Origin of the sequence: Paraburkholderia phytofirmans PsJN, assembly GCF_000020125.1 — a bacterium.
Classification (GTDB): domain Bacteria; phylum Pseudomonadota; class Gammaproteobacteria; order Burkholderiales; family Burkholderiaceae; genus Paraburkholderia; species Paraburkholderia phytofirmans.
Genome location: NC_010676.1, coordinates 2,466,847 through 2,483,861 on the forward strand (window position 1 = coordinate 2,466,847; position 17,015 = coordinate 2,483,861).

The 17,015-nt window shown below is 61.5% G+C and carries 16 protein-coding genes; 9 read left to right on the plus strand and 7 right to left on the minus strand.

Going from position 1 to position 17,015, the window contains the following annotated elements; all coding sequences use genetic code 11:
• Positions 1-30: 30 nt before the first annotated feature.
• Positions 31-1,314, minus strand: coding sequence for an MFS transporter (locus tag BPHYT_RS30805; RefSeq protein ID WP_012428050.1), 1,284 nt, complete (start codon positions 1,312-1,314; stop codon positions 31-33).
• A gap of 373 nt (positions 1,315-1,687) precedes the next feature.
• On the opposite strand from BPHYT_RS30805, the gene BPHYT_RS30810 reads away from it, so the two are divergent.
• Together BPHYT_RS30810 and BPHYT_RS30815 are read left to right on the plus strand one after the other, a co-directional pair.
• Entirely contained in the window at positions 1,688-2,437 is a 750-nt protein-coding gene (locus BPHYT_RS30810; RefSeq protein WP_012428051.1) for an FCD domain-containing protein, read from the plus strand.
• 83 nt (positions 2,438-2,520) lie between these two features.
• On the plus strand, positions 2,521-3,906 hold the full coding sequence (locus BPHYT_RS30815) for an MmgE/PrpD family protein (RefSeq protein ID WP_012428052.1): 1,386 nt from the start codon (positions 2,521-2,523) through the stop codon (positions 3,904-3,906).
• A gap of 141 nt (positions 3,907-4,047) precedes the next feature.
• Here BPHYT_RS30815 and BPHYT_RS30820 read toward each other — a convergent pair whose 3' ends face one another.
• The gene (locus BPHYT_RS30820; RefSeq protein WP_012428053.1) at positions 4,048-4,788 is read right to left on the minus strand and encodes a GntR family transcriptional regulator; all 741 of its coding nucleotides are present in this window, start codon (positions 4,786-4,788) and stop codon (positions 4,048-4,050) included.
• Positions 4,789-5,122: 334 nt separating this feature from the next.
• On the opposite strand from BPHYT_RS30820, the gene BPHYT_RS30825 reads away from it, so the two are divergent.
• Positions 5,123-5,554, plus strand: coding sequence for a VOC family protein (locus BPHYT_RS30825; RefSeq protein WP_012428054.1), 432 nt, complete (start codon positions 5,123-5,125; stop codon positions 5,552-5,554).
• A 145-nt stretch (positions 5,555-5,699) separates the two neighbouring features.
• Complete coding sequence (locus BPHYT_RS30830; protein ID WP_012428055.1) at positions 5,700-7,013, plus strand: MFS transporter; 1,314 nt, start codon at positions 5,700-5,702, stop codon at positions 7,011-7,013.
• A gap of 82 nt (positions 7,014-7,095) precedes the next feature.
• On the opposite strand, the gene BPHYT_RS30835 is transcribed toward BPHYT_RS30830, so the two are convergent.
• From BPHYT_RS30835 to BPHYT_RS30845, 3 genes are all read right to left on the minus strand, one after another.
• Complete coding sequence (locus BPHYT_RS30835; protein WP_012428056.1) at positions 7,096-7,458, minus strand: DUF190 domain-containing protein; 363 nt, start codon at positions 7,456-7,458, stop codon at positions 7,096-7,098.
• Between the two features lie 154 nt (positions 7,459-7,612).
• The gene (locus tag BPHYT_RS30840) at positions 7,613-8,827 is read right to left on the minus strand and encodes a mechanosensitive ion channel family protein (protein WP_012428057.1); all 1,215 of its coding nucleotides are present in this window, start codon (positions 8,825-8,827) and stop codon (positions 7,613-7,615) included.
• Between the two features lie 227 nt (positions 8,828-9,054).
• On the minus strand, positions 9,055-9,543 hold the full coding sequence (locus BPHYT_RS30845) for an SRPBCC family protein (RefSeq protein ID WP_012428058.1): 489 nt from the start codon (positions 9,541-9,543) through the stop codon (positions 9,055-9,057).
• 230 nt (positions 9,544-9,773) lie between these two features.
• Here BPHYT_RS30845 and BPHYT_RS30850 point away from each other — a divergent pair, with 230 nt between their 5' ends.
• From BPHYT_RS30850 to BPHYT_RS30865, 4 genes are all read left to right on the plus strand, one after another.
• Positions 9,774-10,208 carry a MarR family winged helix-turn-helix transcriptional regulator gene (locus BPHYT_RS30850; protein ID WP_012428059.1) on the plus strand — a complete coding sequence of 145 codons (435 nt, stop codon included), beginning with the start codon at positions 9,774-9,776 and terminating at the stop codon, positions 10,206-10,208.
• 521 nt (positions 10,209-10,729) lie between these two features.
• A complete protein-coding gene (locus BPHYT_RS30855; RefSeq protein WP_012428060.1) occupies positions 10,730-11,818 on the plus strand; it encodes a sugar ABC transporter substrate-binding protein in 1,089 nt (362 codons plus the stop codon).
• On the plus strand, positions 11,815-12,816 hold the full coding sequence (locus BPHYT_RS30860) for an ABC transporter permease (protein WP_012428061.1): 1,002 nt from the start codon (positions 11,815-11,817) through the stop codon (positions 12,814-12,816). The genes BPHYT_RS30855 and BPHYT_RS30860 overlap by 4 nt, the downstream gene beginning before the upstream one ends.
• Positions 12,816-13,586, plus strand: coding sequence for an ATP-binding cassette domain-containing protein (locus tag BPHYT_RS30865; RefSeq protein WP_012428062.1), 771 nt, complete (start codon positions 12,816-12,818; stop codon positions 13,584-13,586). The genes BPHYT_RS30860 and BPHYT_RS30865 overlap by 1 nt, the downstream gene beginning before the upstream one ends.
• A gap of 109 nt (positions 13,587-13,695) precedes the next feature.
• On the opposite strand, the gene BPHYT_RS30870 is transcribed toward BPHYT_RS30865, so the two are convergent.
• Together BPHYT_RS30870 and BPHYT_RS30875 are read right to left on the minus strand one after the other, a co-directional pair.
• Entirely contained in the window at positions 13,696-14,232 is a 537-nt protein-coding gene (locus BPHYT_RS30870) for a chromate transporter (RefSeq protein WP_041759783.1), read from the minus strand.
• 34 nt (positions 14,233-14,266) lie between these two features.
• Entirely contained in the window at positions 14,267-14,836 is a 570-nt protein-coding gene (locus BPHYT_RS30875; RefSeq protein WP_041759785.1) for a chromate transporter, read from the minus strand.
• Between the two features lie 457 nt (positions 14,837-15,293).
• Between BPHYT_RS30875 and BPHYT_RS30880 the strand changes: the two genes are divergently transcribed.
• Complete coding sequence (locus BPHYT_RS30880) at positions 15,294-16,928, plus strand: D-alanyl-D-alanine carboxypeptidase/D-alanyl-D-alanine-endopeptidase (RefSeq protein WP_012428065.1); 1,635 nt, start codon at positions 15,294-15,296, stop codon at positions 16,926-16,928.
• The last annotated feature ends 87 nt before the right edge of the window (positions 16,929-17,015 follow it).

Consider the following 17,015-nt stretch of genomic DNA (forward strand, 5'->3'; position numbering starts at 1 on the left):
CTCGACGCACATCATTCGTAATACGTACGATCATCTCTGCAATGCCCGGTGCGCGGTTTCCGGCGCCCACTTCACGCAGAAGAGACCGACCAGATAGATCAGCGAAACAGCAGTGATCGCGAGCGGATAGGAACCGAATATCGCCGCGAGCGCGCCGACAATCGACGGCCCCGCCGCGCCGAGCACACGGCCGAAGCTGAAAGCGAATCCGGAACCGAGCGCGCGCTGCATCGTCGGGAACATTTCGGGCAGCCAGATCGTGTACAGCGAGAACACGCCGCTCGTGAAGAAGCCAAGCAACGGCAGCGTGATCAGGAAGAGCGGCAGGCTTTTCAGCAGCACTACGATGCCGAAGTACGACGTGACATTGCAGATCAGCGCGCCGGAAAAGAACACCGTGGCGACCGATTTGCGGCGCGGAATCCAGCGCACGATCCACGGCATCGTGACGCATCCTGCGAGCGTGCCGACACTCAGGATCAAGCCGCTCAGCGAGCCGAGATACTGCGCATCGGCAACGGATGCGCCGCCCGCGCGCTGCCAGGTGATGACGAGCGTCGGAATCCAGAACGTCGACGACCACAGCCCGAAGATCAGACACGTCATCATTAGCGCCGCCGACCAGGTCGTGCGCGACATGCCAGGCGCGAACAGATCACGCACGCGTGCACGCGAACCCTTTGCACAGCGTTGTTCTTGCCAGCGGCGCGACTCCGGCACGCCAAGCCGCAGCCAGATCGTCAGCAACGCGGGCGCGCTGCCGATCAGAAACAGCACGCGCCACCCGCCCAGCGGCAGAATCACCAACGCGGCCGCGGATGCCAGCAGAAAGCCGATCGGCGTGCCGGTATGCAGCCATCCCGACAGGCGTTCACGCAGATGCTCCGGCACCGACTCCTGCAACAACGGCGCGCCGGCCGCCCACTCGCCGCCTATTCCGAAGCCCGTCAGAAAACGGAAGATCGCGAACGACACAATGCCCGGCGCGAGCCCACACGCGCCGGTAAAGATCGAATAGATGAGGATGGTCGCGCACATGGTCGGCACGCGGCCGAAGCGGTCCGCGCACCAGCCCCAGAACATCGAACAGGCCCAGCCGAGCATGAAGAGGCTGAACATCAAACCGCCGAGCCGCGCGATATGCGCGTGATCGGCCACAAAGCCGCTTTGCGGGAGCAACTCCGTCAACGCCGGCACGATCACGTAGATGTAGATGGCGTTGTCGAAGCCGTCCAGCATCCAGCCCGCCCAAGTGGCGATAAAGACGCGGTACGGACGCGCTGCTGCAACTGCCACACCGACGGAACTCGACATCTCGTCTCCTGACTGGATCCACCGTCCGCCGCGTTCTTGAGTATCGCGGCTTGTGTTATGTCGACAATGTTGTCGATGACGCATCTGGCGCTTCGCGCGAAGGTGCGCGTCATCTTCGGTACTGCATGTGCGCTTCTTTTACGACGTCGTTTGGTTGACGCGATCAGCTTCGGTCATCGGGTCGACGAGAGTAGTGAGGCGATGAAAAGGAGAGCTGCCAAGGACACAAGCTCGCATTGTACATATTGTCGACAATACGCAAATCATGGCAAATTCTACTTGCGCGCCTGCGCTGTGGATAGTATGTTGTCGACAATCTTCAAGACGCAATGTGCGTTGTACACTGCCAGCTTTCCCCAAAACAGGTCCGTCTATGCCCCGCCCCACCACTTCGCTCGAGTTGCTCCGCTCCGTCACGCTGTCCGGTCTCGTGCAAGAGGAAATTCTCCGCCGCATCAAGACGGGTGAGCTCGAGGCCGGCATGAAACTCAACGAGATGGATCTCGCCGACCATCTGAAGATCAGCCGCAGTCCGGTGCGCGAAGCGTTTCGCGCGCTCGAGGAAGCGGGTCTCGTGTGGCTCGAAAAGAACCGCGGCGTCTACATCCGTGAGATTTCCGACGACGAAGCCGCCGAGCTCTACGAAGTGCGCGCCGGCCTCGACGAGATGGCCGGCCGCCGCCTGGCCTCGAAGATCACCGACGCGCAGTTGCAAGAACTGCACGCCATGCTCGATCAGCTCGAAGCCAGCTCGATCCACGGCGAGCTGAACAATTACTTCACGCTGAATATCGCCTTTCACGACCGGCTGGTCGAACTGTCGGGCAACGCGACGATGCTCGGTCTGTACCGGCAAACGATCAACCGCATGCATCTGCTGCGCCGGCGCGGCTTTTCGATCGCCGGCAGCTCGCAGGCGTCGCACACCGAACACCGCCTGATTCTCGACGCGCTCGCGAGCCGCGATCCCGAAGCCGTCGCCCTTGCCATGCGCCAGCACGTGCAGGCAGGTTTCCAGCGCGCGATCGCCGCACATGGCGCGGAAGACGCCGCGCACGCGGCAGCGGGCAGCGCAGCCGCCGGCAAAGCGCCGCAGACCACCGTCGCGGAAGGTCCGAATTAAGCCTCGCAGCGCGCCCGGAACGTCGGCGCAGGCGCGACACGGCGGCGCACGCATTTCATTACCGACTCGGAGTGGTCACCCGTATGAGCGTTGAAAAATCAGAAGGACACGGCATCGTTGGCGAAAAACTCGGCGCCTGGATTGCGGACGTGCACGCGTCGGCATTGCCTGCCCAGACCGTCGAAATCGCCCGTCTGCTGCTGCTCGATGTGACGGGTTTGTGCATCGCCGGGCGTGACGAACCGTATATCCGCGCCACGCTGCAAGCCACCGACGCCGGCGGCGCCTGCACTGCCCTCGGCCACGCAGGCAGCTTCAGTGCATTCGATGCGGCGCTGATCAACGGCACCGCCGCGCACGGCGAAGATTACGACGACACCTTCGAAGGCGGTCCGGTGCATTCGGGTGCGGTGGTCGTGCCCGCAGTGCTGGCGGCGTGCGAACGCGAAGGCCTGGGTGGCGAGGCGTTGCTGCGCGGCATCGTGGTCGGCACGGAATTGATGTGCCGGCTGAGTCTCGTCGCCCCGCGCGCGATCCATACGGCCGGCTTTCATCCGACCGCCGTGATCGGCGCGCTCGCGGCGGCGGGCGGTGTGGCGAGCGCATTACGCCTGAATCCGCAGCAGGCCACGTCGGCGCTCGGTATCGCGGGCAGCATGGCGGCGGGGATCATCGAGTATCTGGCCGAAGGCACCTCGACCAAGCGGATGCACGCCGGCTGGGCCGCGCAGTCCGGCATTCGCGCGGCGTTGATGGCGCGCGGCGGCTTCGACGGTCCGCGCACGGTGCTCGAAGGCAAGCACGGTTTCTTCAAGGCATTCGCGCCGTCGCGCGCGCCCGATTTTTCGCCGGTGCTCGATACGCTCGGCAAGTCGTGGATCATGGAGACGATCGCGTTCAAACCCTATGCGTGCGGCACGATGACCCAGCCGTATATCGATTGCGCGATCGCACTCGCGGAGCGCGGCGTCAAGGCGGAGGAGATTCGCGACATCGTGTGCGAGGTCGGCGAAGGCACGGTGCACCGGCTGTGGGAAGAACTCGCGGTCAAGCATCGGCCGCCGACCGCTTACGCCGCCAAATTCAGCACGCCGTTCTGCATGGCCGTGGGTTTCTTCGATCGCAAGGCGGGTTTCAGCCAGTTCACCGAAGCGCGCATTCACGATCCGGCCGTGCTCGCGCTGGCCGGCAAAATCCGCTACGTGATCGATCCGGACAACGAGTATCCGAGCAATTTCACCGGCCATCTGCGTGCAACGCTCAACGACGGCACCGTTCAGGAAGTGCGCCAGCCGCATATGCGCGGCGGCGCGCGCGAGCCGCTCTCGCGCGCCGAACTCGCCACTAAATTCACCGACAACGCGCAACACGGCGGCTGGAGTGCGGCACTCGCCGACAAGGCGCGCGTATGGTGTGAGACGGTGTTCAACGAGCCGGCGCTCGGCGCGATCGCGCAGTTCCGGCAATAGACTGGTCGATGCGAACGACGCCCTCACTGAGGGCGTCGTTCATTGATACTGTGCAGCGTTTTCAGGCGCGAGGCAGAAGCCGCGACTGCTTAGAAGCCGTGGCTCCGGCGCACCACCCTCACCGCCGCCAACGCACGCCGCTCAATCCTGCAAGCCGCGCACGTTCCGATAAGAACAGCGGCTCGAATCGACAAAGCGCACACGGAATTCGACCGGCTGGTCCTTGAACGTGAACGCCGTCCGCTCGATGCGCAACACCGGCGCGCCGGCTTCGATATTCAGTGCGCGCGCCACTTCTTCGTCGGCGATTGCGCCACCCAGATCTTCCACCACGCGCACGACCGAAATTCCAAAGTGCTCCTGGTAAAAGCCGTAAATGGAACCGCGCCGTGCCTTGAACATCTCGGCTTCGAGCGTCGGGAACACGTCGAGCGGAAACCACAAACGATCGAGCATGACAGGCACGTCGTCATGCAGCCGAAGATTGTCGGCGGTGGCAAGCCGTGCGCCGCGCGCGAGCTTGAGCGTCGCGGCGAGTTCCGGGCTCGCGCGCTCCTTGCCGAAACGCAGCAGGCGCGCGGTGACTTTCAGTAATTCGCCGTCTGTATCGACGAAGCTGAAGTAGTGGTCGAACGCATGTTCATCGGCGAACTTCGCGACGATCGTGCCGCGCCCCGCCCGGCGAATCAGCAGACGCTCGGCCACCAGTTCTTCGACCGCGCGGCGGATCGTGCCGATGCCGACGCCGAATACCTCGGCTAGCTGCGGCTCCGTGGGGATCTTGTCGCCGGCCGTCCATTGGCCGGTACGAAGGCGCTCGAGAATACCGGCGCGGACGATTTCATAGAGCGGTTGCTCTCCCGGAGTACGAAGTCCTGGCATTCAGGTCAGTGTCAGAGTGAAGAAAAAGGAATCGAAAAAAGCCGCTGTATCCACGCCGCGACGACTACGCGACGCACACGTTTCGTGCGCCGCTTGCGGTCCGATTCGCGGCCCGGATGGCGAATTCCGGAAGGATACAGGATCGACACCTAAATGCATCACCGCGACAAGCCTCGAGTTCTTAGCGACCGCGAAGATTGAAGACAATCGGCATCGACCCGAACCCATTAATTAATTCTAATCATTCGAATGATTCGATTGACTGCGACGTGATGTCGTCTTAGACTGATCTTCATCGCGCAACCACGCGCGCTTACATCAGAGGAGATGAGCCATGCCGAATTTCATCAAGCACATTGCATTCAAGGTTGAAGATGTCGAGAAGGAACGCGCGTTCTATGAGAACGTGTTCGGCTACAAGCACGTGAATACGGTGCGTCGCAAGGGCAAGAACGGCGACCACATTTCGCATCACCTGACCGACGGTTATATGGACCTGACGTTGATTCACTATGAGCAATCGGATTCGGACGAAGCCGACTTCGCCGGCCCGGCGCCGTGCATTCACCACATCGGCATGGAAGTGGAAGACCTTGACGCGTTCATCGCGCAAATCAAGGAAAACGGCGGCGAAATCCTGACGGCGCCGGGTCATCTGCCGGTCAAGTTCCGTTCGCCGAACGGCCCGGTTGCGGAAGTCGTGCCCATGGACCGCTGGGAAAAGAAGACGCTCGCCGCCGGCGTACACGGCGAAGTGCTCGAGTAAGTACGTTCAGGTTCGCGTTTCAGCTCGCATTACACCAATTCAATAGCGAGCCATTCGACGTACGGCGACGTGGGGCGATCCCCGCGGCGCCGCGACACCAAACGCAACGGCACGTGCCGTTGCGTAGTCGCAAGGAGGAGACACGATGGAATCGATCCGCCGCCGCAACCGCTTTTCCGCGACGACAGGCGTACTGATTGTCCTGTGCATCATGTCGTTCCTGATGTATGTGGACCGCACCAACATTTCCACCGCGGCTCTCGCGATCCGTCGGGATCTGCATCTGAGCAACTCGCAGCTTGGCATCGTGTTTTCCGCTTTTGCGCTGACCTACGCGCTCGCGATGATTCCAGGCGGCTTTATCGGCGACCGTCTCGGCGCCCGCAAGATGCTCGCCGTATGCGGCGTGCTGTGGGGGCTCGGCACGCTCCTCACTGGCTTTGCCGGCGGGCTGGGGACACTGCTGCTCGCGCGCTTCGTCGTCGGGTTGGGTGAAAGCCCGATCGTGCCCGCGTCCGCCCGCGCATTGACCGCATGGATGGAACCCGAGCGGCGCGGCTTTTCGCAAGGCATCACGCATGCCTGTGCCCGGCTCGGCAACGCATCGACGCCGATTCTCGTCGCCGGTTTGATCACCGCGTTTTCATGGCACATCGCTTTTATCGTGCTCGGCGCGGCGAGTCTCGCGTGGGTCGTGCTGTGGGTCTGGTATTACCGCGACAATCCCGCCGATCATCCGGGCATCACGCCTCAGGACATCGCTCGCCTGCCCGCGAAACTCGGCAAGACACGCGTGCCGATGCGCTGGCCGCCGCTCTTGCGCGCGCTTTGGCCGGCTACTGTAGTGAGCTTCTGTCACGGCTGGATTCTGTGGTTCTTTCTCAACTGGATGCCGTCGTTTTTCGCACAGGCGTATCACCTGAATATCCGGCATTCGGCAATCTTCAGTTCGGGGATTTTCCTGAGCGGTGTAGTCGGCACCACGCTTGGGGGCTCGCTCAGCGATCTGATGCTCAAGAAGACCGGCAACATTCGCCGCTCGCGTCAGACGCTGATTACCGTGGGTTTTCTCGCACCGATCGTGTTCTTCGTGCCGATGTTCCTGCATACGTCGCCGACGCTCGCCGCGCTCTCGCTGGCTGCCGCGCTGTTTCTCTCCGAACTGGTGACCGCACCGTTGTGGGCCGTCGCGATGGATCTCGCGCCCAATCACGCGGCGACCTCGAGCAGCATCATGAACACGGGGCTCGGCATTGCGGCATCGGTGTCGCCACCGCTGGTCGGCTGGCTGGTCGATACCATGCATTCGTGGCAACCGGTGTTCGCGCTGTCGATGTTCTTTCTCGTGCTCGGACCGATTGCCGCGCACTGGATTCGCCCAGACCGTCCCTATCTCGGCGAGCCGGAAGCAGAAACGAAAGAAGCCGGCGGTTTTGCGGCGCGGATGGACGCTTATTGAACGCGCCGCCCGGTCGACGCATATCGGCTAACTACGAGTCGTGTGCGTCGAACCTCGCGGAGTGTGCGTACGAAATCGCAGGCTAGGACTTCGCGGCGTTGCCGCTGTCGTTGCCGCTGCCATTGCCATTGTCATCCCCGATGACGCCGAACTCGACGGGCGTCTTCACGTAGAACAGATGCACGCCATCGGCGCGCAGCCGGTCGAATAACCGGTCGGCTTCGTCGCTCGTCATCGCCATCACGACGGACAAGGGCTGGTCCGCCAACTCGAAAAAGTGCGCGGAGTGAATGCGGTGATGGTGGCCGATTCCTTCGCAGGCCGGTATCACCGTTGCACCGCGCAAACCGAGTTCGCCCGCAAGATGGACGAGCCAATCGGCCAGCGGCTTGCCGTGATGGCGGCGATCCTGTTGAGTAAAGAAGGTGACCTGATAGCCGTTCATGTCGGTGTCTCCCGTCCGCGCTGGATCGCTGCCGATATTCCCGTCAGTTGAGAGTTGGGCGCGGCAAAACCCTGCGTCGCCGGTTCGGCGCAGTCATTGGCATCGTCAGCCAAGCTATGAAATAAGTGTAGATGCCGGGCAGAACTACTGCCAGCTAAGGCTGGCGGGGGGTCGGGTATTCCTGCTGCCAGCAGCGCAGGCCGAACAGCGGCACGAGCCCATAAGCGTGGTCCAGCATGTCCGACTGCAGTATTTCGTACGGCTCCCAGCTGGTTTCGTCGACGTAGAGAAAAATCTCCAGCGCGACGACGGGCTGGCTGGACTGCACCTGGCGAATCACAACAGGCATGTCGTGGCGGATCGCCGGATGAGCGCGAAAATGCGCGCTCAAATAGAGACGATAAAGGCCTAGATTCGTGCGGCGCTGCGTGCCGGCGGGCGCAAATGCCGTGAGCGGCGGGTCGATATCGCTATGCAGGCGGGCGAGCAGCGCCTCGTCGGGAAAGCGGACCGTGTCGGCGTCGAAATGAATCGAATGCTTGACCCGTCTGCCGCCCGACTCGGTCATGCCGCGCCAGTTTTTCACACCGCTCGTCAGTAAAACGTAGCTCGGCACCATGACGATCGAGTTATCGAAGTTCTGCACCTTGATCGTGTTCAACGCAATGTCGATCACCGTGCCGTCGGCAACGAAGCCGGGCACTTCGATCCAGTCGCCCACCCGCAGCATGTCGTAGGCGGCGAGCTGAATACTTGCGACGAAACCGAGCAGCGTCTCGCGGAAAATGATGATGAGCAGCGCCGTCATCGCGCTGAGGCCCGTGAGGAAGTAAGCGGGCGAACGCTCGAGCAACACCGAAATCACGGCGATCAGCGCAATCACATAGAGCACGATGGTGGCGATCTGCAGGAAGCTCTTGATCGGCCGCTCGCTCGCGGAGGGGAAGTGACTGTAGCGCTCGCTGACGCTGTCGAGGAACGCCAGCGCGGCACGCAGCACGGTGTACACCATGTAGCAGGCCGCCAGCACCGACAGCGGATGCCCGAGCGCCGCGATCAGCGGGAACGTGATGCCGGAAAGCAGCGGGCCTGCCGCGTAGACGATCGCGGCGGGCACGAGCGGCGCGAGCCGATGAAAGACCTTGTGGCGCTCGGCGGCTTGCAACCACTTGTGCCGCTCCTGGCGCGCGAGGCGGCTGACGATCAACAGCATGATCGAACGCGTCACGTAGTAACAGATCGTGCTGGCCAGCAGAATCGCGACCAGCAGCGCCACGACGAGCAGTATCGCGACGAACTCACTGTCGGTGTAGACGTGGAAGTGATGCCAGTCTGGTCCGCTTTCGATACGCAGCGTATTGTCGAACATGGTTTCTCCCATTGCCGGCAAACCTGGCGCGGCCGCAGCGATTCACGGCGCCCGCAACTCACGTACTTTCTTTTCCACCACCGCCGCAGCAATGTTCGCAACGTGTGAATCTGGAAGAAGGCGGGCTGCAACCCTTCCAGCGGCTCATGAGCGGCACACCGCATCGTACAGCCCGCGGATTGGTAATTGCACTGAATGAACCCTGCTCTGGCCCGGATGGAGTTTCATCATCCCTGCTCAATGCCAAGGAGCCGCGCGTCCAGCCGCCGCGCTAGCGCCGCGCCGCCCTCGCGCATCACCGCGTCGTGGTTCCACTGGAAAACCGGTCGCAACAACGGCGCCAACGCATTCATCCATGCGCGCTTCGTATGCACGCACCAGTCATAGCGGACCACGGTCAGATTGCGCCCGTCGGTCGAAAAGCTCCACCGGCCAGCGCCTTCGACGTCGCCACTGGCCTCACCCTCCAGCGCGACCAACGGATCGACGCGCGTCACCCGCATATCGAACACCAGACGATAGGGCAACCGGCCTTTCCATGTATAGCGCTGAACGAGGCCGACGCCTTGATCCGAACCCGCCTCCAGTTGGTCCACGCGCTCGACGTTATGCCACCATTCGGGCCAGCGCGCCGAGTCCTGGATTGCCGCCCACACGTCCTGCACTGGCGCATCGATACGCCAGATGGTGGAAAAGCGGTATTCGACCGTGCGCAAGCTGCCTCCATTCTTAGTATTCTTCTAGAGATTCTGGCAGATGCTCGCTGCACTTGCCATCACCGGCGAAACAGCGCAGCGCGGCAAAACGTCGAACAGAAAGAAGCAGCTTATCAGCGTCGGCGATGCCTACCATCGATATGACTTATGCTAAGAGAAAAGTTCGCGCACGAACTAAATCCCAACAAAAAAAGCGCCGTTCTTCGGAGCGCACCAGGTGAGGTTGAAACATGGATCATCGGCTCGTGTATCTGCTCAATGTGGGCCAAAAGCGCCTGCATCGGTGGTCGCAGACTCGGACAGCCGCAGGTGGAGTCACTGCGACGCAGGCCAGGCTGCTTTTCTTTCTCGGGAAAAACGACGGAGCTCTCACCAGCGAGGCGGCCGCGGCGCTCGATCTCAAGGCGCCGGGAATGAGCGGGTTGGTCGATAGAGCTGAGCGGGCCGGTCTTGTGGAACGCCACTCGGACGAACTCGATGGGCGTGCGTCGCGACTTTGGTTAACGGCCGCCGGACGCGCCGCACTCAAGCGATCGAAGTCAGGCCTTGCCGAGTTGAACGCACGCCTGACGGAGGGATTTACAGAGTCCGAGATCGACGTGGTTACGCGCTGGCTGACGAGTTTGCAGGACAAGTTTCCCGACGTCGGCGAGGAAACGGAATAGAGCGACACCTGAGCACCGCGGCACCGCCGTGTCGCCGTTTTTTGCCCGGCAGTGCACACTGCCCCCATCCTCATCTCCAAACATTTGCTCAGACTATCTACGAGTATGCACTCCGAGCACAGCTGAGCCCGTCAACATGTTCGCATGCGAAATATATAAAATTCGCATGCGAAATAAACATATTTGTCATCGACAAAGTAGATGTGCAGCAAGCTTTCAATTCAGCGTATTGCACGTTGCGAATCCCAATAATTGGTCTGCAGATGCCTCAAAGTGCGAGCGAAAATGGAATGAATCACACGTCGGTGATTCACTAGTCAGAGAAGTTAAGGGTATACATTGATTAGTAGGCAAAAGTGCGTGATATAGCATTTTCTGAGGGTTAGTCATGCGTACGCGCGTGCACGTGGGCATTTCGAAAGGAGTGGTGCCCGGCTCCGGTGCCTGTCTTGCCGGAGCTTTTCCTGCTTGCGCCGTTACAACCAGTAAAACGTTCGACAACTGAGAGACGGGAGACTGAGATGGCGCAATCGAAGGAAGACAAGGACGAAGTACAGGGCATGCGTCGCGGATTGCTGCAGGGTGCGGGCATATCCGCAGCATTGGCGCTAATGGGTGGAATGGGTGGAATGATCTCGTCGGCCCAGGCGGCGGAAGGCGGTTCATTTCCGGCGCACAAGCGATGGAAGATCGTCTTCGTCAATCATGTCACGACGAATCCGTTCTTCGTGCCCACGCAATACGGCATTCAGGACGCGACCGCCTTGCTGGGCATGGACTATCAATGGACCGGCTCCGCCAACGCCGACATCGGCGAAATGGTGAATGCGGTCAACGCGGCGATTGCCGCGAAAGCCGACGCAATCGCCGTCCCAATCGTCGATCCCAAGGCGTTCGACAAACCCATTCAGGCCGCGCTCGACGCCGGCATTCCCGTTTTCGCCTACAACGCCGACGCACCTTCGGGTTCCACGAATCCGCGCCTCGCGTATATCGGCCAGGATCTTTATCTGTCCGGTTATCAGATGGGCGAGCGGATCGCGAACCTCATCGATAGCGGCCTGGTCGCGCTCTTTATCGCCACGCCGGGCCAGCTCAACATTCAACCCCGGCTCGATGGCGCGGTGGCTGCAATCAAGAAATCGGGCAAGAAGATCGACGTGCAGACCATCGCCACCGGCGCGACCGTCAACGAAGAACTCTCCAAGATCAAATCCTTCTATCTCGGCCACCAGGATCTCAAAGGCATGTTCGCGGTGGACGCGGGCAGCACGCAGGGCGTCGCCGTGACAATGAAGGAATCCAACCTGCCGTCCAAAGGCGTCCACGGCGGCGGCTTTGACCTGTTGCCGCGCACGGTCGATCTGATTAACGAGGGCTTCCTCGATTTCACGATCGACCAGCAACCGTACGTGCAGGGTTTTTATACCGTGGTCCAGGCGTTCACCTTTCTCGCCTCCGGCGGACTCGTCGGGCCGGCCAACGTGAATACGGGTCTGAAGTTCGTCACCAAGGGCACAGTCGATCCGTACCTGAACACGTCGACGCGCTATGAAGGCAAGAGCACGAAAGCCCAGATCGTGCCACGCACGGGTGCGATCAAAGGGTGACGTCTTCCGTGACGGACGCCCAGAAACCCGCCAAACGTCCGAGGCGCTGGTCAGGCGCGCTCGGGCGTTCCAGCGAGATCCGCATCTTTGCGGTGGCGCTCATCCTTTGCGTCTACTTCGAGACGGTCAACCATGACTTTCTGCTGACGGGCGCGAGTCTGCAGAATCTCTCGCAGTTCATCGCACCAGTGGCGATCATTGCCTTTGGCGAAATCATGCTGATGATCGGCGGGGAGATCGATCTCTCCGCCGGGATGGTCTTTGCGTTTGCGCCTTTCATCATGTATTTCGCCATCGAGGCGGGCTTGCCGCCATGGCTCGGGATGCTCGCCGGCGTGGTGGCCGCGGGCATCGTCGGGCTGATCAACGGCGCGGTGACGGTGTACCTGCGTATCCCTTCGTTCGTGACGACGCTCGGCACCTTGTTCTTCGTGAACGGTCTCACGCTGACGATCTCGCGAGGCACGCCGGTTTCGCCACCGGAGAATTCAGCGTTCGCGGCATTCATGGGCGGATGGGGCTACAGCGAAATCATCTGGACGCTCGCGCTCGCGGCCTTCATGCACGTGCTGCTGCGCCACACACGCTGGGGTTTGCATACCATCGCTTCAGGCGCGAATCCGCTGGGCGCGAGTGAGGCAGGCATCCAGGTCAGACGCCTGAAGCTCGGCAACTTCATTCTTGCCGCGCTGCTCGCCGGACTGACCGGGATCCTGGAAGGTTTCCGCATCACGTCGATCGATCCGCAAGCAGGCGGCAACCAGATCATGTTTCTCGCCGTCGCCGCGGCCGTGATCGGCGGCACGCCCCTCGCCGGGGGATCGGGCACGATCATAGGCGGGCTGATCGGCGCGGCGGTGCTTGGCATTCTCAACGACGGCTTCACGCTGATCGGCATCAACGCCTTCACCTTCAACATGATTCTCGGCGCGGCGATTCTCGGCGCCATGATCTTCAACATCCACGTGGTTCGTCTCGCACGCAAGGGGAATCTGTAATGTCCGACGTGCTCGAGGCGCTGCGCGGCGAAGACATCGTCAAACGTTTCGGCGCGGTCACCGCGCTCGATGGCGTTTCTCTGACGCTAAAACAGGGAGAGATTCTCGGCGTACTCGGTGACAACGGCGCGGGCAAGTCGACGCTGATCAAGATTCTCACGGGCTTCCATCAGCAGACAAGCGGCAAGCTTTTTGTGGGCGGCGAGGAAACGATGCTGCGCTCGGTCGATCACGCCCGTTCACTCGGCATTGAATGCGTCTATCAGGATCTGGCGCTCGCCAACTCGCTGAGCATCTATCACAACATGTTCCTGAATCGGGAAATCATTCGCAGAGGGCCGTTTCGGCTGTTGGACAATCGCGCCATGCGCGAGCGCGCTGCGGAGTGTCTTGAAGAAATCGGCGTGCACGTGCCTTCGGTCGACCTGCCGGTCGAGCAGCTTTCCGGCGGGCAGCGGCAGGCTATCGCGGTCGCCCGCGCGGTCAATTCAAATGCAAAGATACTGTTGCTCGACGAGCCGCTCGCCGCGATGGGCGCCCGCGAGGCGGGGCTCATCATCGACCTGATCCTTCGGCTCAAGGCGAAAGGCGGCTTGTCTATCGTCATGATCATGCACAACTACGCGCAGACGCTCGACATCGCGGATCGTGTGATGCTGATGCAACGCGGACGTGTGACTTATCAGCGTGAGGCAGCCAGCACGTCCGTCGAGGAGCTGATGGAAATCGTGCGGCGCGAATATCGTGCAATGCGGGCACCGTCGCACTGAGCGCACTGAGGCGCACTGAGACCCGCGCCGAACGTGCGCAGAGTCTGCCGCGCGAAAATCATCTTCAGCAACGCACCGACCGGCAGATTGCGGGCGCGTCACTGCCGGACTAGAGCAGGCCCGCGAAGTGCAGCACGACAAACGACCCCCCGCCGCCCGCAATCAACACCAACGCGTTGATTCGGGTCGCCATAACCAGCAGCGTCGCGATTGCCGCGGTGAGCCACGCTATCCAGCCGCCGTCGAGCTGTTTCATCAGCACGTAGACGGCGGCCAGAATCAGACCGGTGGCAACGGGCCGCAAACCCGCCTGCAATGCGTTCAGCCAGCGGGCGCCTTCATGCCTGTTCCACACGTGCACGACACCGCACATCAGGAATGCCGTTGGCCCGAATAAGGCCAGTGTCGCCACGAGCGCGCCGCCAAAACCGCCGACCTGCCAGCCGATCAACGTGGCCAGCAGCGAGCCAGGACCCGGCGCGAGGCGCGCTATCGCGAAGTCGCTGAGAAATTGCGCGTGCGTCATCCAGTGATGCACGTCGACGACTTGCCGTTGGACCTCGGCGATGATCCCTTGCCCGCCGCCGACCGTCACGATCGAAAGCGGCGCAAAAACCGAAAACAGTGCGATGAGATTTCTGGACACGTGATGTGCCTTGTTGAGAGTTGCCCGACTGTCGTTATTGCTGCCGCGGCGAACGGACGTATTCATAGCCGACGCTCAGTGCGCCCGCGATCAGCACGGTCCACACGAGCGACGCCCTGAATAACGCCACCGCCGCGAAGGTCGCGATCAGCATGAAATACGAAAAGAGGCGCCGCGGCAGCCTGCGCGCGGCGGTGATCGCCATCGCCGCGGAAAGGCCGATCGCACCTGCCGCCGCACCGGCCAGCGCGATATGCGTGAGGGGAAGATAGGCGATGGCCGAGAAGAACGCGCCGAGCAACACGATCACAATGGCGGGCGGGAAAATGATTCCGCAAAATCCGGCCAGCGCCCCACGCCAGCCCAGCAAGCGATAACCGATCCAGATGGCCAGGTTCTTGATGTTGACGCCCGGCAGCGCCTGCGACAACGCCAGTCCGTTAAGGAACTCGTCTTCGCTCAACCATTGCCGGTCATGCACGAATTCGCGCAGGAACCAGCCGCTCAAGCCGCCGCCAAAACTCGTCAGGCCGATGCGGGAAAAGACAAGAAACAGCCCTAGCGCGGTTACCTTGACCGGCGCCGGTCCACCGCCTTGTCCGATAGCTTCGCGTCCCGGTGCCGGTTCGAGAACTTCTCGGCCGTTAGTGCCACTAGTGCCGTGAATGCCGTTAGCCAATACCCTCTCCTTACGAACTGCATGGCAGAGCCGATGAATGCGGACGCGCCATTGACGTTGTTGCGGCCACAACGACGCAATCACTCCGCCGAGCCCTGGAGCTAAATAATAGCTGCAATAAGCCGGCCTAAATCCCCATCATGAACCGGCGCCAAAGCTTCGCCGCCCGCACGTGAGTGCGAACAGTGTCCTTGACACCCGTTCAGGACGGTATTTAATTTCACTATCTGGCGGCCAGGCCTAAAAAACAGAAGCGCATCCACCTGCTGCTGCCGGACTTTCCGATGCCGCAATCTCGCCGTGACGGAATGCATCCGCTTTGAATCGAGCGGCTTAACGTACAGGCAGGTGCAGTCAAGTGTAATCACGCCGGAGACATGCCATGAGCCCGACAATCGATCGACAGTGGAAATGTTGGGCTGCAATCGCAAGCGCCGTTCTGCTGGTGTCGTGCGGCGATTCGCTCAGTTCGAATCCGACGGTTCCCGATTCGATCATGCAGGTGATGCAAAAACCGGTCTACAAGAACGCGACCTGGTCGATGCAGGTGGTCGATCTCGACTCTGGCCATGTGATCTATGACCTGAATTCGGACGCCCAGATGTTGGTTGGCTCGGTGCGCAAGCTCTTTTCAGTCGGCTCAGCGCTGAATCAACTGGGTGCGCAGCATCAGTTCGTCACACCGGTTTACCGGCAGGGCACGCTCGATGCGGGCGGTACCCTCACCGGCAATCTGATCCTGCTGGCAAGCGGCGATCTGACCATGGGCGGCCGAGCCAACCCGGACGGCACGATCGCCATCACGAACTTCGATCACAACGAGGCCAACTCGCTCGGCAACGCGATACTCGCCACGCCCGACCCGCTCGCCGGCTTCAACTCCCTCGCGACGCAGGTGGCGGCAGCGGGCATCAAAAAGATCAATGGCGATGTCGTGATCGACGATCGCCTTTTCGAGCCGTTCGACTTTCGCGGTGAATTCAACGTGCGGCCGATCTTCGTCAACGACGACGTGGTCGACGTCAGCCTGGACCAGAGCGCCGAAGGCTCCGCCGTTCCGTTCGACTGGCGCCCCAGAACGGCCGCGTTCAGCGTGCAATCCGCGCTCGCGACGGGCAGCGCGGCTTCTCAGCTGGATATCGAACTCGCGCCTGAACTGCCGTTGTGCATCGGCTCGCCGGGTTGTATCGGCAACATAACCGGCAACGTGCCGGCCGGTTTCGTGCCGCCACTGACCAACGCCTACCCGCTGATCCGCACCTTCCGCGTGACCGAGCCTTCCAATTACGCCCGCACGGTCTTCATCGAAGCGCTGGCGCGCGCAGGTGTCTCGGTTACGGCGGCGCCGGTTGCCGCCAATCCGGTTCAGTTACTGCCCGCGAAAGGCTCGTATTCGAGCGCGACGCAGGTTGCGCAACTCACTTCGCAACCATATGAGCAATACGTCCGCTACGTCATGAAGGTCAGCTATAACATCGGCGCCGATACGAGCCTCATGCTGTTCGGTCTCGCACGCGACGGTTCGACGACGCTGAGCGGCGCGTTAGCGGCGGAACAGGCGGAGTTGTCCACTACGTTCAAGATCGCGTCGAACCAGTACCACTTCATCGACGGCAGCGGCGGCGGCGACTCGACTGCGAGCGGCACGGCGGTCATCGCCATGCTCAGAGGCATGAGCACGACGCAGGTCTTTTCGCCCTACTTCGACGCGTTGCCGGTGCTGGGCGTGGACGGATCGCTGGCCACCATCACCGCGTTCGAATCCGATGCGACGCTTGCAGGAGCGAAAGGCCAGGTGCATGCGAAAACCGGCACGTACGTCACGGAGAATCCGAACACGCCGACGTTACCGTTCCTGAGAGGACAATCGCTCGCCGGCTATATCGATGCCAAAAGCGGCCACCGGATCGCATTCGTCCTGACGGTGAACAACGTTCCTATTTCGGGCATCAGCGACGTGCTAGCGGTCTTCCAGGACGAAGGCACGATATCGGCGATGCTCTGGAAACTGCAGTAATGCCGCGGCGCCCATGCGGGCATCAAATCGGGGCTGCTAAGGATTCCCTGACCCAAAGTTCAGCATCGCCCCCTCTCATTTTCTTGA

What these genes read in the sequence shown, in the direction of transcription:
- BPHYT_RS30830 (WP_012428055.1), top strand. Translation starts at nt 5,700, where the DNA reads ATGGAATCGATCCGCCGCCGCAACCGCTTTTCCGCGACGACAGGCGTA.
- BPHYT_RS30840 (WP_012428057.1), bottom strand. Translation starts at nt 8,827, where the DNA reads ATGTTCGACAATACGCTGCGTATCGAAAGCGGACCAGACTGGCATCAC.
- BPHYT_RS30820 (WP_012428053.1), bottom strand. Translation starts at nt 4,788, where the DNA reads ATGCCAGGACTTCGTACTCCGGGAGAGCAACCGCTCTATGAAATCGTC.
- BPHYT_RS30880 (WP_012428065.1), top strand. Translation starts at nt 15,294, where the DNA reads ATGAGCCCGACAATCGATCGACAGTGGAAATGTTGGGCTGCAATCGCA.
- BPHYT_RS30855 (WP_012428060.1), top strand. Translation starts at nt 10,730, where the DNA reads ATGGCGCAATCGAAGGAAGACAAGGACGAAGTACAGGGCATGCGTCGC.
- BPHYT_RS30815 (WP_012428052.1), top strand. Translation starts at nt 2,521, where the DNA reads ATGAGCGTTGAAAAATCAGAAGGACACGGCATCGTTGGCGAAAAACTC.
- BPHYT_RS30850 (WP_012428059.1), top strand. Translation starts at nt 9,774, where the DNA reads ATGGATCATCGGCTCGTGTATCTGCTCAATGTGGGCCAAAAGCGCCTG.
- BPHYT_RS30810 (WP_012428051.1), top strand. Translation starts at nt 1,688, where the DNA reads ATGCCCCGCCCCACCACTTCGCTCGAGTTGCTCCGCTCCGTCACGCTG.
- BPHYT_RS30835 (WP_012428056.1), bottom strand. Translation starts at nt 7,458, where the DNA reads ATGAACGGCTATCAGGTCACCTTCTTTACTCAACAGGATCGCCGCCAT.
- BPHYT_RS30805 (WP_012428050.1), bottom strand. Translation starts at nt 1,314, where the DNA reads ATGTCGAGTTCCGTCGGTGTGGCAGTTGCAGCAGCGCGTCCGTACCGC.
- BPHYT_RS30825 (WP_012428054.1), top strand. Translation starts at nt 5,123, where the DNA reads ATGCCGAATTTCATCAAGCACATTGCATTCAAGGTTGAAGATGTCGAG.
- BPHYT_RS30865 (WP_012428062.1), top strand. Translation starts at nt 12,816, where the DNA reads ATGTCCGACGTGCTCGAGGCGCTGCGCGGCGAAGACATCGTCAAACGT.